Genomic DNA, 14,511 nt, shown 5'->3' with positions numbered 1-14,511 from the left:
GTTTTACATAAATCTAATTTATCATTTTTATAAATTAACAAACTTTTTGGAATGACTTAGGATTTCCTTGATAAAATTTAATGTACTTTAAATACATCAACCATGAGATAAGACGACAATACCTATCTAATAACTCATAAAAAAATATAGTTAACCAAAAAATAACTAATTTTGTATAATTCCTCAGAAATTTATAAAGCAACTCACGCCTTTCGGATACAAAATCAATGCAAAAACTTATATTCCCATCTATTTTTATATTCGTCTCTCTCTTCACTGGATGTGCAAGCACCCCAACTCAGAAACTTAATGTAAATACTGTAAAAGCATCAAATCCAACATCCTTGATTATCTCCAAAAGAGAAAAACCATCTTTCTTAGCAACTACGGCATTAAATGTACAGTTTGCTCTTCTTGGACTGGCTGCTCAGATATCTAGTGGCAACAAGATCATCAACGAAAATCAGGTAGAAGATCCTGCGATCTATATAGCGAATGAACTAGCGAAAACACTAGAGAGCCAACTAGGGATAACGCATATCACAACAAGCACATCTACGACCGCAACGAATAATATTAAAACACTTGCTGAACAGCACAAAGAGGCAGATATTCTACTCGATGTTCAAACAACATACTGGCAGTCTATTTACTACACTTCAGATTGGAATAACTATCGAGTTGTATACGCTGCAAAACTAAGATTGATTGATACTAAGAATAAAAAAGTCATTGCTGAAAGCATTTGTTCAAAAAAACAAGACGACAAAAAAAATTCACCATCTTATGACCAATTAATTGCAAATAATGCTGCTGTGTTAAAGGCTGCTCTTAAATCACATGCGGATGAATGTATCAGTGAATTTAAAACAAATGCTTTAGGCTCAATCTAAAATTTCATAAGCTCATCCATAAAAGTAGTCATTCAATTAAAAAACCTTCGACATGCTCAGCGTAATGTCCCCTGAGCATGTCGAAGGGAAGCGATCACATATATTCAATTTGGAGAGTGAGCCTATGCGCAAAAAATGGGATAAAAAGTCGTGTAGTTTTTGAAACTTGTCCAAGTAAAGCGACGCTTTAATTTATGAGTAAGTATATTAAAGTATCCAACTAGAATAAGAATGGGTGTTCAAGTTGTTGTTGATTTTACAGCACCAGTAAAAGATACATTCACAAATCCAATCACCATAAATCAAAATTTCTTTTTTACTTTACAAACAATAATGATTATCATTTAAATAATTAAGTTTTACGATGGTGCTTACAATGGCGAATATTCAACAATTCGTGATAAACAATCAACGGACGCTCAAAAAGACCTTGAGTTACTACATCTTACATATTAGTGTTGCTATGCTAGTCGCCTATGCGATTACAGGAAACTTACTCGTGTCCGCAACCTTGAGCTTACTTGAACCAACCGTACAGGCATTTGCTTTTTTCTTCCATGAAAAAGTTTGGAGTCGTTTTGGTTAAATGACATAAAGTAAATCAAGCTCTTGGTTAAATTTTTAAAATGTTCTTGGATACATCCCTATGAACCTTGCTGCATTTGAAGCATTTGTAAAAGTGATGGAAACAGGTTCTATTTCTATCGCGGCAGAACAATTATTTATAACTCAACCTGCGGTCACCAAACGGATTCATAGCTTAGAACAGTACTTTGATGTCAAGCTATTTGAATCCGCAGGACGGGGAATACAACCTACCTATGCTGCACACTCACTGTTGCCTAAAGTAAGAGGTTGGCTCAACGAACTTGGCGAGATTCATCATACTTTAAGCCATGAGCAAGCGCAGGTACAAGGTCGCTTAAAAATCGGAACCAGCCATCACATTGGATTGCATCATTTGGCAGAACCACTCAAAAACTTTGTGCAGCATTTTCCCAAAGTCACTTTAGATGTTCATTTCGTCGATTCTGAACAAGCGCATGAGCACGTACTCGCTGGCGAATTAGAACTTGCATTTTTGACCTTGCCACCTGTTGGGGATGATCGTCTGCGTTATGTGACGATTTGGAATGATCCTTTGGTTTTTGTCGCGTCGCCCTTTCATCCTTTAGCACAACAACAAAACCTGAAGCTCGAAGACCTGATTGCCTACCCAAGCTTACTTCCAGCAGCACACACTTATACCAGTCAAATCACTCTGGCTGAATTTGAGAAAAAAGGCTTAAAGCCTAAGATCAGCATGAGCAATAACCCGTTAGAATCCATCAGAATGTTGGTTTCGATTGGCTTAGGTTGGTCAGTGTTACCAAAGACATTACTCAATCATGATTTACAACAATTAGATTTGAATCTAGATATGCAGCGCAAATTGGGCATGGTGTGGCACCCTGCCCGCATTCAGTCTAAAGCTGCTGAAGAGTTAATTAGGATGATGACCTAAATCGACCAGTCTTGGATTTCCCATGCTTGCTCTTGAGCGAGTGTTTCTAAACGGTCATCAGGGTTCACCGCAATGGCATGGGTTGCATACTCTAATAAGAAACGGTCATTAATCGAATCCGAATAAGCCCAAGACTCCTCTACTTCACGACCTGCTAACCATTGATCCAAGCGCACCAACTTACCTTTTTGATAGCATGGCACGCCCGTTACTTTACCTGTGTATTTGTCTGCAATCACTTCAGCATTGGTGGCAATAATTTCGGTAATGCCAAATTCACGGAAAATCGGTGCAGTAATAAAATCACTGGTCGCAGTAATCCCAACAATCGCATGCCCCAACGCTTGATGTCGTTGAATTGCCTCAAAACCTTTAGGGCGCATTTGTGGACGAATCACTTTTTGCATAAATAACTGATGAAGTTCCGTTAAATACTCATTGTCATGTTTGGTCAAAAACTCAAAAACAAATTCATTATAAGCAATCGGATCAAGTTGCCCTGCTTTATAGTCTTCATAAAACTTGTCATTCATTTGACGATGATGAACTGGATCGACCAAAGCTTCATTGACCAAAAATTCACCCCACGAATGGTCAGAATCGGTATTTAACAGGGTGTGATCTAAATCAAACAAAGCCAATTTCATATAAATGCTCATTTAAATGCAAATTAAAGAAAAAAAACGTAAATCTATTTCCGTAAGTCACTAAAAATTCGTTAAGATCATAGCAATTTTAAACATTTTACTTTGATCTTTTTCGAGTTGGACGTGCAAGCGTGACTGTCCCCGATATCAAAGTCAACGATATAGACAAAATTTAGGTAGCCAAATGATCGACTCAGAAGGTTTCCGACCCAACGTCGGGATCATTTTGGCAAACGATGACGGACACGTCTTATGGGCAAAACGCATTGGTCACAATGCTTGGCAATTTCCACAAGGAGGTATCCAGTTTGGAGAAACCCCTGAGCAGGCACTTTACCGTGAACTGAGAGAAGAAGTCGGTTTATTGCCCGAACACGTCCAAATTATAGCGCAAACTAAAGGTTGGCTGCGTTATCGTTTGCCACATCGGTACATTCGGTCAGATTCAGATCCGATATGTATTGGACAAAAGCAAAAGTGGTTTTTACTGAAATTAACGGCTTCGCCCCATCATATTCAGTTAAACCTATCAGACCCACCCGAGTTCGATGAATGGCAATGGGTGAGTTACTGGTATCCATTGGGTCAAGTGGTCAACTTCAAACGTGATGTTTACCGTAAAGCCATGATGGAATTGTGCATACAATTACCTCAGCGTTAATTGTTATAGAATCATCATTTTAAGCAATGATTTTCAACAAGAGAGCTGTTATAAATAGGCATATAACGATTTATAAATTGGAGTAAACATCCATGTCAAACATGCAACTCGACACCCTCAGACGCATTGTGCAAGAAATCAATGCGTCCGTCAGTTTGCATGACTCTTTGGACATTATGGTCAATCATGTGGCTGAAGCGATGCACGTGGATGTATGCTCTATATATCTCTTAGATGAGCGTAATCGCCGTTATGTGTTGATGGCCTCAAAAGGTTTAAACCCTGAATCCGTTGGACAAGTCTCTTTAAGTGTCGGTACTGGTTTGGTCGGTTTAGTCGGTCAACGTGAAGAAATTGTCAACTTAGACAATGCACCAAAACACGAACGCTTTGCTTATTTGCCGGAAACAGGTGAAGAACTATTTAACTCATTCCTTGGCGTACCCGTGATGTATCGCCGTAAGGTCATGGGTGTTTTGGTGGTTCAAAATAAGGAATCACAAGACTTTAGTGAAGCGGCTGAATCTTTTCTGGTCACGCTATGTGCACAACTATCTGGTGTGATCGCGCATGCCCATGCCGTAGGGAATATTGACGTTTTCCGCAAACCCAATGGCGGCTCTACCTATAAAACCTTTCAGGGTGTGTCTGGTGCGGGTGGCATCGCCTTAGGCCGTGCGATTGTACTCTACCCCCCTGCTGATTTAGCCGTGATTCCAGATCGCGAAGCTGAAGACATTAGCGATGAATTAGCATTACTCGATCAAGCGATTGCTTCAGTTCGTATAGAAATTCAGTCCTTAGATGAAAAAATGCAAGATTCCCTCATGTCGGAAGAGCGTGCTTTATTTAGCGTGTTCTTACGGATGTTGGATGAAAATGCACTGCCAAGTGAAATTAAAGACCATATTCGCTCAGGAAGTTGGGCACAAGGTGCGGTGCGGAAGGTGATTGATAAACACATCGCCCTCTTTGCACAAATGGAAGATGACTACCTACGAGAACGAGTTTCCGACCTTAAAGACTTAGGTCGTCGAATTCTCGCTTGCTTGCAGGAAAATGATACCAGTCATCGTGAGCTTAGCCCTGATAGCATCCTCATCGGTGAAGAAATCAGTACTGCTGCGCTCGTTGAACTTCCTGTTGATAATATTGCAGCGATTGTGACCTCTGAAGGTGCAGCCAATTCACATATGGTGATTGTGGCACGTGCACTCGGGATTCCAACAGTTGTGGGCGTAACCGAGTTACCGATTACCACGCTTGACGACATTGAGATGATTGTCGATGCCTATCAAGGACGGATCTTCGTCAATCCACCACGTCGATTACGCCAACGTTATAAAGAAGTCCAAAAAGAAGAAGAACAAATTGCCAAAGATTTAAAGCAGTATGAGACCAAAGATGCGATCACACCCGATGGCGTCGCGATCCCCTTGTTCGTCAATACCGGTTTAATGATTGATGTGGTGCGTGGGGTGCAACGCGGTGCCAAAGGTGTCGGGCTATATCGTAGTGAAATTCCATTTATGCTGCGTGAACGCTTCCCTGGTGAAGAAGAACAACGTGCGATTTACCGCCAACAACTCAGTCATTTCGCCAATAAACCTGTGACTATGCGAACACTGGATATTGGTGCGGATAAAGATCTGCCGTATTTTAGTATTGAAGAAGAGAACTCTGCATTGGGCTGGCGTGGCTTGCGCTTTACGCTGGATCATCCTGAGATTTTTTCTGCACAAATCCGTGCGATGCTAAAAGCCAGTATTGGTTTAAACAACCTTCATATCTTACTGCCAATGGTGACCAGTGTCAGTGAAGTGGAAGAAGTGCTGTACTTATTTGAGCGTGACTGGATTGCAGTTCAAGAAGAAGAGCAAGTCAAAATCACCAAACCCAAACTCGGCATTATGGTTGAAGTGCCAAGCGTGCTGTTTCAAATTGATGAATTTTCGGAACTGGTTGATTTCTTTTCCGTTGGTTCAAATGATTTAACGCAATATTTATTGGCTGTCGATCGTAATAACCCGCATGTGGCCAATGTCTACTCACATCTGCATCCCTCGGTTTTACGCGCACTGCGACAACTGGTACAAGATTGCCATAAGTATCAAAAACCGATCAGTATTTGTGGGGAAATGGCAGGTGATCCCTTGTCCGCAATTCTGTTGATGGCAATGGGCTTCGACACCCTTTCTATGAGCTCAAGTAATATTTTAAGGGTACGAAAGGCGATTTGTCATATTCCAATGAGTGATGCAAAACGGCTATTAGATGAAGTTTTGCGTATGAATAATCCATTGCTGATTAAGAGCTGGTTAGAGCATTATTTTAGAACACATGGTTTAGCGGATATGGTTAAATCAAATCGTTTGGTGAACGCCTAGAACAGAGAAATCTAGCGTATCAACACTAATAAAAAAGGTTGATCCTCTTCTGAGTGTCACCCTTTCTTGCCACATCTTATTATTTTAAATAAATCTGTTGCTTGCCGCTTCCCAATTTAACACGAGGGAATTTTCGGTCGTAGTCAATCACAATCGCATCTTTGCCTGTCAAATTCTGAGTAGCCGACTCCCATGTTACGTAATAAGTAATCTCAGCGTCCTCGCGGACCGTCGGTTGAATCAGCTTTTTATGATCTGCTGGCACTGTAAAATTCACAGTAAACGGAACTTGAGAAACCTGCACTTGCTTTTGTTGAATTAAGGTCGCAGGCGCATCGGCCAAACCTGTTTCCAAAGCATATAAACTGACTGTACCCTGCTGTTCCGGCACGCTATAGATATTATTTCCAACAAATTCGACCGCTACTGTATTTGATTGAGTAGTTTTCAAGCCACTATGGGGAGCAACTGAGCTACAACCAGCCAGAAGAGTCACTGACAAACCTAAGCCATAAGCAATTTTTTTCATTTTTCTATCCCAAAACAGTTAGACTCAAAAATACCATGAAATAAAATCAATTCATTTTCACTTACATATTTCTAGCATTTAAGCTTAGAAATCCCATATTAATTGAAGTTGCAAAATCACCTTATTTACACAACACCAACATATATTTGCGCTACAACGTCTAAATATATTCATGCTGTCTTCATGCAAGTAGTTTTTCATTTTGACCGCTACCATCCCAGAAAAATATAGAATAAACATCTATTTTTTAAATATTTTTTAACTTTATTAACAATTCATATATCAACATGAATTAAGTTAAAGTTTAAGATTTAAACAGCTTCAATCGAATAAAGCATTTAAGACATCAACTTTAATCCATTGGAAAAAAGAGTTTTATCCACCTAGAGTAAAAAGTACAAAGGCTACACCTAATCATGGTAATTATTATTTAGGCATCTATCACGATACCCAATCAAGCCATGATTAGGCTGTAACGGTCCAACTTTCATAACGGTCTAATAGTCAGGCTGATTTCATGCAGATCACCCTGATGGAGAAGAAACATGAGCCAAGATGACAAAAAATGTCCTTATAGCCAACTTACAACAGACTTTGGTGCGCCCGTCGTTGACAACCAAAATAGTTTAACTGCGGGCGCGCGAGGACCACTCCTTGCCCAAGATTTGTGGCTAAATGAAAAACTTGCCAACTTTGTGCGTGAAGTGATTCCTGAGCGTCGTATGCATGCCAAAGGTTCAGGTGCATTTGGTACATTTACAGTCACCCACGATATTACCCAATACACTCGCGCTAAAATTTTTAGTGAAATCGGTAAAAAAACTGAAATGTTCGCCCGTTTTACCACCGTTGCTGGTGAGCGCGGTGCCGCTGATGCGGAACGTGATATTCGCGGTTTTGCCCTTAAGTTTTATACTGAAGAAGGCAACTGGGATATGGTCGGAAATAACACGCCTGTGTTCTTTTTACGTGACCCACGTAAATTTCCAGATTTAAACAAAGCAGTGAAACGCGACCCTAAAACCAATCTGCGTAGCGCAACCAATAACTGGGATTTTTGGACTTTACTGCCAGAAGCACTGCATCAAGTGACCATTGTAATGTCAGACCGAGGCATTCCTGCCAGCTATCGTCATATGCATGGCTTTAGTAGCCACACCTATAGTTTTATTAACGCAGCCAATGAGCGCTACTGGGTAAAATTCCACTTTAGAACACAACAAGGCATTAAAAACCTCACTGATGCAGAAGCAGGTGAATTGGTTGGTCAAGATCGTGAAAGCCATCAACGTGATTTATTTGACGCAATTGAACGTGGCGACTATCCAAAATGGACGTTGTGTGTACAAATCATGCCTGAACAAGATGCTGAAAAAGTTCCCTACCATCCATTTGATTTAACCAAAGTTTGGCCTCATGGTGACTACCCACTCATCGAAGTTGGGGAGTTTGAGCTAAATCGTAATTCAGAAAACTTTTTCTTGGATGTTGAACAATCCGCCTTTGCACCGAGCAACCTCGTTCCTGGCATTAGCGTTTCACCAGACAAAATGCTGCAAGCACGTCTATTCAACTATGCTGATGCCCAACGTTATCGTTTAGGTGTGAATTATCAACAAATTCCAGTCAACGCGGCGCGCTGCCCTGTTCACAGTAATCACCGTGATGGTCAAGGGCGTACCGATGCCAACTACGGTGCTTTACCACACTACGAACCAAATAGTTTCGGTCAATGGCAAGAGCAAGCGCAGTACAAAGAGCCACCATTGAAAATCAATGGCGATGCTGATTTCTGGGATTTCCGTGAAGACGATAATGACTACTTTAGCCAACCCCGTGCCCTGTTCGAACTGATGAAACCTGAGCAACAACAGGCATTGTTTGACAATACAGCAGGCGCGATGGGTGATGCACTAGACTTTATTAAATATCGCCATATTCGTAACTGCTATGCGTGTCATCCCGCTTATGGTGAAGGTGTTGCACAAGCATTAGGTTTAACGGTGGCCGATGCTCAAGCCGCACGTGCAACCGATCCAGCGAGACATTTACCAAGCTTTCTTTAACTTTTGAAGTACAAAAAAGCCATCCTCGGATGGCTTTTTTACCCAAACAATTTAAAGCTACAAACTCAAATGCAAAATTGGGAAAGGTTTGCCCAATCCGTCCAGTGGGGAACGAGAAATGACTTTAAAGCCTAAACATTCATAGAAACCAACTGCCTGTGGATTTTGTTCATTGACATCTACGTTAGTCGCACCAAGCTGTTCAACAGCATAAAATAACAACTGCTTGCCAATGCCTTGACCTCGTGCTGCATTTCGAATAAACAACATCTCAATCTTTTTCTCTGCCACACCAACAAAGCCCAAAATCGCACCTGTATCACTTTTCATACACTTTAAAGTAACTGCTGGAAAAGCCTGTTCTATAATGATTGGCTTAAAAAAGGCAATATCATCTTCACTAATAAAATCATGTGTTGCTCGAACAGAATCCTCCCAAACGGCTAGTAGTTCTGCATAGTTTTCAGGATGTACAGCGTCTAGGAGCATAGTTTTCTCATATTTAAAAATAACAAATCAAGATTTAGCTTAAATGTTAAGCGCGTATGAAATGCCCTTCACGAATACAATAAAAAGGACTAATCAATCTTGAAGATGATTTCATTGCATGCATCAATTCATGTTCTGGCGTATCACGGTCTTCATCCGTCAACTGAAAAGTTCGATAATGAATCGCCAAAGAACGGTGGGCATGGAGATCTAAATGAGCGTGGAATGCATCCTGTGGATTCATATGCACATAATGCATCAATTTACGCGGTTCATATGCACCAATAGGCAATAATGCAACCCTTGCATCACCATAACGTTCATGAATTTGTTTGAAGTGTCCCCCATAGCCCGAGTCACCCGCAAAGAAACAATGCCCCGTTTTAGCTAAAAGTGAAAAGCCACCCCATAACGCCCGATTTTGATCTCTAAATCCTCGTCCAGAAGCATGCTGCGCAGGGGTATAAGCGATCTTTAATTCATCATGAAACGGTATCTCCTGCCACCAATCCATTTCAATGACATGAAAGTGCTTCGGCATGTAATAGCCATTGCCCAAACCTGTATAAATTGGCATTTCAAACTTCTGATGTAACCAATCCAGAGTTGCTAAGTCCATGTGATCATAATGATTATGACTCAGCAAAACCCCATGAATAGTTGGCAAATGCTCTAAAGCTATGCCTGCGGTACACACACGCTGCGGCCCTCGCCCTTGTCTTGGGCTGGCATATTCACACCAAACTGGATCAGTCAAAAAATTATAAGGGCCGATTTGAATCAAAACAGTAGCATGACCAATAAACCACATTTGCCAATCATTGAGATCTGCATGCGGACGGTTTTGCGGCAATTCCAACATCTGATTACGCAGATTCAATTCTTGCGCAGGATCAACACGCCATGTAAAAGACTTACGCGTCGCAAGCCATTTAAATAAAGCTTTACGACCCAACGATGTTAAAGGTCTTTCTAGATTATAAAAACGATCAATACCAGAATGCTCAGAAGCCTCGTGTGGAAATGGAGGTTTCTCCCAAGTGTGGCTCAAGCAAGATTGTGTCGGCAATTGATAGGTTAATGTCGGCTTATCTTTCATGTACGTCTTCTTTGGTGGAATCCAATCGCATGAGGCATCAGCGAATATGTATTAAATGATAAGAAGTCTTTCAATCTAAATTTTATCAAATCAATAGATTGTATAATTTTTAAAGGATTTTATTTCATCCAAATTATCGACTTCAATCCTCACATAAGGTTCTTAGTTATGCTGATTTTCTCTAGTCGAGTCAATATAATTTTATTGCTGATCCTCATTGTTTACTTAATTTATGTAAGCTGACGTAATCCATTTTTTCTAAAACCTAAAATGAATAAAAAAAAACAGCCGATTAATACGACTGTTTTCTGCTTTATTTTATTAGAACTGTTTCATCATTATTTAGCCTCTTTATATTTCTCCCATAGGGAGCATGAGGAACGATTGAAGTTCCGCAAGGGGATTGAAGAAAGAGATCTATTTTTATACGTTACTAAAAAATGCAGCGAACTGTTGATAACTTGGTCGTTGGCTGACATTTTCTAAATAACGTTCTATTGCAGGATGAGGTTCTATTTCATTCATTTTTAACTGCCAAAATAACATCGCGGCAACCATCACATCCGCCGCAGTAAATTGGGCCCCACATAAATATGGATCCGCTTCACTTAAGCCCTGCACAAAAGCAGTATAAACATCTTGATCGTCACCATATCCAACAAACATCTTCTGTTCTGGTTTTATAGTTATACCGAGCATTTTATTGGTCGATGCAGCATCCCACGGTCCAGAAATAAACATCAGCCAACGATAGTAAATACCGCGCTGAGGATCATCCAATGCAGGTGCTAAACCTTTTTCTATAAACTTATCTGCCAAATAAGCACAAATAGCGCCTAACTCATAAATGACAACCCCATCATCAACCAAAACAGGAACCTTGCCAAAGGGATTAATTTTTAAATATTCAGGCGTTTTCATTTCGGTTTCAAAGGCAACTTCAATGCGTTCACATTCAATGCCAAGTTCGATCAGTAGCCAATCGACCACCACACCACGAGATTGAGAATTGGTATAAAGTTTAAGTGTCATTTTCATTTTTCCTTGTTTGTTGGTCTTATTTAAATGTAATGGTTTTGATTGTCAGTTTTTGTCAGTAGTCGAATGGCAGACTTCTTGTAGCCACCATCGTTGGAAAAGTTGTTGTTTAATGTGCGGATATAATTCTTGGCTTAAACTCAGTTGTAGTATTCGATCAATTCTGAAATGTCTAAATCCGTTACGCAACTCACACCAAGCCGCTAACACAATACGATCATTAAAATACCCGAGCGCAAATGGCCACAGCACTCTTGAACTCACTCGCTGCTGCTCATCTACATAATCGACCAAGATTTTGACTTGTTGACGAATAGCGACTCGAACTTGTTCAACCAATCGCTCATCGACAGGTAGCCATGTTTGGATTGACCTTAATGTCGTCTGCTGCAATAAATGCTGGCAATGTTCAGGTAATACTGCATTTAACTTAGCTAACACCGAAGTTGATGCAGCTTTTAAGGCTTGATCTGGAATGTCATTCAACCAATTTAAAGCCAAGAAAATCGCTTCTATTTCAGTTTCATTTAAGGTCATCGGCGGGAGTAAGAAATTTTCTTTAAGTTGAAAACCTAAACCAGCGGCAGCCTCTATATTGACCCCTTGTGCTCGTAAACTCTCAATGTCACGATAAATACTACGTTGGCTGATCTGCAAACGCTCAGCCAATACCTGTGCAGTCACAGGAAAGCGATATTCTCTTAACAGTTGTAAAAGGTTGAGTAAACGAATTGAACGACTCATGGTTTTCCTATTTTTATTATGGCTGATGGGAAAGCGTACTTCCCCATCTTTTTATCATTTTCAAATGGCTTAACTTTCTGTTAAAGCATTCACCTGCAAGATACGCTGTAAGTAACCCTGTAATTCCTGAACATTATGAGCAATCGCTAAAGGTTGATAACGTTGTAAAGTTTCAATGCTATGCACACCATAACTCACACCGATACGATGCATATTCAGATTTTGTGCCATCTCAAGATCATAACTGGTATCTCCCACCATAATCGCACGTGCCGCATCCACCTGCATTTCGGCAAGAATTTCTTGCAACATCAACGGGTCCGGCTTGGACTTGGTTTCACTGGCAGCACGGGTAATATCAAAAATATCATGGCTACTGGTTTGACTGAGTACACGATCTAAACCTTTCCGACTTTTTCCTGTGGCAACCGCAAGTTTCAAACCTTGCTGCTTTAAATCCATGAGTAATTCAGCAACGCCACTAAACCAAGCATCACCTTTAGAGTTAGCAACATAATGATCTGCATAGCATTGCAAAATATCTTGCTGTAAATGTGGCACTTGAGGAAATAAGATTTGCATCACTTCAGGCAAGCCTAAACCAATAATACTTTTCGCAGCTTCATCCGTTAACGGTTGCTCGAATCGTTGTGCTGCATGTTGCAAGCTTGCCACAATCTGCCCAACTGAATCGAATAAAGTGCCATCCCAATCAAAAATCACCAGCTCAATGCTGTGACTGATTGCTATTTTATCAATTTGGCTCAAGGCTTTTTTCTCAACTCGTCTATCACCTGTTGCATATCCTCAGGCATCGGCGCTTCAATCACGGGATAGTTTGGTATTTCCAAACGCATCGCATGTAAACACAAGCGTCTTGCTTCTGGACCCGCATAAGGTGTGTTGTGTCCATATTTATCATCGCCAATCAGCGGATGACCAATACTTAAACCGTGCACACGAATTTGATGGGTACGACCCGATAACGGTGAGGCATTGATCAAGGTAGCTGTTTTAAAGCGCTCTACCACCTTCCATTCGGTTTTACTCGGTTTTCCCTCTTTGGTGACTCGAACCCGACGCTCACCGTTAGAAAGTTCATAGCGAAGTAAAGGTGCATCAATCATTTGTTGATCCAAACTGACTTGCCCTTTTACAATCGCAGTATATGTTTTCTGTATTTTGTGCTCGCGTAGTAAATCCTGTAGCAGTTTTAAGGTACTCCGCTTTTTACTGATCATCACCAAACCAGAGGTATCACGGTCAATACGGTGAATCAACTCTAAATATTTTTTCCCCGTCGCGGCACGTAAAGCCTCAATTAAGCCATACGCAACACCACTACCACCATGTACTGCGATACCGGATGGCTTATTCACCACCAACAGACCTTCATCTTCATACACGACACGACTGAGTAAGCTTTGCGCCACACCATCACTCACAGGTACATCGCTTTCATCTTTTTGTTCATAGCGAATTGGTGCGACACGAATTTGATCCCCAATCGCCAAACGCGTCTCTGCTTTCACGCGTTTTTTGTTGATACGAACTTGCCCTTCGCGAATTAAACGATAAATTCGACTTTTTGGCACACCTTTCAATCGGGTAAATAAAAAGTTATCAATTCGCTGCCCTAATTGATGCTCATCCACTTCAAACCAAGTGACACTTTGCCATTGCTGTGTAGAATTCATACGCTCGATTAATCCAAGATTTACTAAATATGATTAAAAAATGATCATTTAGCTAAGTTATTTCACAAGAAACCTAAACTTAGCCCATAGGCAGATGCCGCAAGGTTTGGTATATTCATCACACGGATACCCTCGTAAGTGAGCGTCAAATCAAAAATTTTATTTAGTTAAAATTTCAAATAGATGAGAAACTCACCAATAGCTCGAATAGGTCCTAAAGAATTATGCCGACGCCGAAGGCTTATTATATCGGCAAAATGACAAACTGTTGCGTTTAATTGTGCATCTGCACATACAGTTTGTTCATAAAAAATATGTCGCCAGCAAATTTGTTGGTTATTAAACGTAAACTGATCCACATCAGACAATTTGCTCCCTGATGTCGCATTCAGGCTAAAGCGTTGATGCATTGGAACTGCCAAGCACAGATACGATGATCATTCCGTATCGAGACTTCCAGATGGATCGACTTCAATGCTTAAGACAATGAAAGTCACCATCCAATGCACCGCTCACCCGCCAGTGAAGCGTACAGGACACTTTGATTACATCGGGTCTAGTGGTATTTCACAGATGCATGACATGGATGAAATACCAATAGCTCCAAGATTGAAGCAGAATTGCTTACATCGAAAGAATCGTATCAAAGCCCGAAACTGGATATTACAGTCAGTGGTTTCAGAGCATCATATATAAAGTTGCTTCTGAGTCTTGATCGCGCCAACTTGATGTTTGTTCAAAAGTATTGAGCTCGTTG

Annotated in this window: 15 protein-coding genes; 7 read left to right on the top strand and 8 right to left on the bottom strand. The window is 40.7% G+C overall.

Annotated features, from left to right (window positions below):
- Positions 1–227: 227 nt before the first annotated feature.
- The 3 genes from J2Y37_RS09075 (at position 228) to J2Y37_RS09065 (ending at position 2,397) form a co-directional block, all read left to right on the top strand.
- Positions 228–893, top strand: coding sequence for a hypothetical protein (locus J2Y37_RS09075; protein ID WP_004668515.1), 666 nt, complete (start codon positions 228–230; stop codon positions 891–893).
- 376 nt (positions 894–1,269) lie between these two features.
- The gene (locus J2Y37_RS09070; RefSeq protein WP_212749344.1) at positions 1,270–1,479 is read left to right on the top strand and encodes a DUF2061 domain-containing protein; all 210 of its coding nucleotides are present in this window, start codon (positions 1,270–1,272) and stop codon (positions 1,477–1,479) included.
- Between the two features lie 60 nt (positions 1,480–1,539).
- Complete coding sequence (locus J2Y37_RS09065) at positions 1,540–2,397, top strand: LysR family transcriptional regulator (protein ID WP_004668510.1); 858 nt, start codon at positions 1,540–1,542, stop codon at positions 2,395–2,397.
- Here J2Y37_RS09065 and J2Y37_RS09060 read toward each other — a convergent pair.
- Positions 2,394–3,044 carry an HAD family hydrolase gene (locus tag J2Y37_RS09060; RefSeq protein ID WP_349032605.1) on the bottom strand — a complete coding sequence of 217 codons (651 nt, stop codon included), beginning with the start codon at positions 3,042–3,044 and terminating at the stop codon, positions 2,394–2,396. The two genes, J2Y37_RS09065 and J2Y37_RS09060, sit on opposite strands and share 4 nt — an antisense overlap.
- Positions 3,045–3,228: 184 nt before the next feature.
- Between J2Y37_RS09060 and J2Y37_RS09055 the strand changes: the two genes are divergently transcribed.
- Both J2Y37_RS09055 and ptsP read left to right on the top strand, forming a co-directional pair.
- On the top strand, positions 3,229–3,705 hold the full coding sequence (locus J2Y37_RS09055; protein WP_004668505.1) for an RNA pyrophosphohydrolase: 477 nt from the start codon (positions 3,229–3,231) through the stop codon (positions 3,703–3,705).
- 92 nt (positions 3,706–3,797) lie between these two features.
- The gene (gene ptsP, locus J2Y37_RS09050; protein WP_004668504.1) at positions 3,798–6,092 is read left to right on the top strand and encodes a phosphoenolpyruvate--protein phosphotransferase; all 2,295 of its coding nucleotides are present in this window, start codon (positions 3,798–3,800) and stop codon (positions 6,090–6,092) included.
- 79 nt (positions 6,093–6,171) lie between these two features.
- Here the strand turns inward: ptsP and J2Y37_RS09045 are convergent, their stop codons facing one another.
- Complete coding sequence (locus J2Y37_RS09045) at positions 6,172–6,621, bottom strand: hypothetical protein (RefSeq protein WP_349032604.1); 450 nt, start codon at positions 6,619–6,621, stop codon at positions 6,172–6,174.
- Between the two features lie 545 nt (positions 6,622–7,166).
- Between J2Y37_RS09045 and J2Y37_RS09040 the strand changes: the two genes are divergently transcribed.
- Positions 7,167–8,687: a catalase gene (locus tag J2Y37_RS09040; protein WP_004668500.1), complete on the top strand. Its 1,521-nt coding sequence runs from the start codon at positions 7,167–7,169 to the stop codon at positions 8,685–8,687.
- 57 nt (positions 8,688–8,744) lie between these two features.
- Here J2Y37_RS09040 and J2Y37_RS09035 read toward each other — a convergent pair whose 3' ends face one another.
- The 6 genes from J2Y37_RS09035 to J2Y37_RS09010 all read right to left on the bottom strand — a co-directional run bounded on the left by J2Y37_RS09035 (position 8,745) and on the right by J2Y37_RS09010 (position 13,754).
- Positions 8,745–9,176 (bottom strand): GNAT family N-acetyltransferase, encoded by a 432-nt coding sequence (locus tag J2Y37_RS09035; RefSeq protein ID WP_004668497.1) that lies wholly within the window; start codon positions 9,174–9,176, stop codon positions 8,745–8,747.
- Between the two features lie 46 nt (positions 9,177–9,222).
- Complete coding sequence (locus tag J2Y37_RS09030; RefSeq protein WP_004668495.1) at positions 9,223–10,275, bottom strand: MBL fold metallo-hydrolase; 1,053 nt, start codon at positions 10,273–10,275, stop codon at positions 9,223–9,225.
- 423 nt (positions 10,276–10,698) lie between these two features.
- Positions 10,699–11,307 carry a glutathione S-transferase family protein gene (locus J2Y37_RS09025; protein ID WP_005194913.1) on the bottom strand — a complete coding sequence of 203 codons (609 nt, stop codon included), beginning with the start codon at positions 11,305–11,307 and terminating at the stop codon, positions 10,699–10,701.
- A gap of 51 nt (positions 11,308–11,358) precedes the next feature.
- Entirely contained in the window at positions 11,359–12,057 is a 699-nt protein-coding gene (locus J2Y37_RS09020) for a YafY family protein (protein ID WP_349032603.1), read from the bottom strand.
- 69 nt (positions 12,058–12,126) lie between these two features.
- Entirely contained in the window at positions 12,127–12,825 is a 699-nt protein-coding gene (locus tag J2Y37_RS09015; RefSeq protein WP_004668491.1) for an HAD-IA family hydrolase, read from the bottom strand.
- The gene (locus J2Y37_RS09010; protein ID WP_121929757.1) at positions 12,822–13,754 is read right to left on the bottom strand and encodes an RluA family pseudouridine synthase; all 933 of its coding nucleotides are present in this window, start codon (positions 13,752–13,754) and stop codon (positions 12,822–12,824) included. Before J2Y37_RS09010 ends, J2Y37_RS09015 begins: the two co-directional genes overlap by 4 nt.
- Positions 13,755–14,228: 474 nt before the next feature.
- On the opposite strand from J2Y37_RS09010, the gene J2Y37_RS09005 reads away from it, so the two are divergent.
- Positions 14,229–14,450 carry a hypothetical protein gene (locus J2Y37_RS09005; RefSeq protein WP_171063372.1) on the top strand — a complete coding sequence of 74 codons (222 nt, stop codon included), beginning with the start codon at positions 14,229–14,231 and terminating at the stop codon, positions 14,448–14,450.
- Positions 14,451–14,511: the final 61 nt, after the last annotated feature.

The sequence above is a fragment of the Acinetobacter sp. 3657 genome, assembly GCF_031456775.1.
Taxonomy (GTDB): Bacteria; Pseudomonadota; Gammaproteobacteria; order Pseudomonadales; family Moraxellaceae; genus Acinetobacter.
This window is presented reverse-complemented; position numbering and strand designations above follow the sequence as displayed.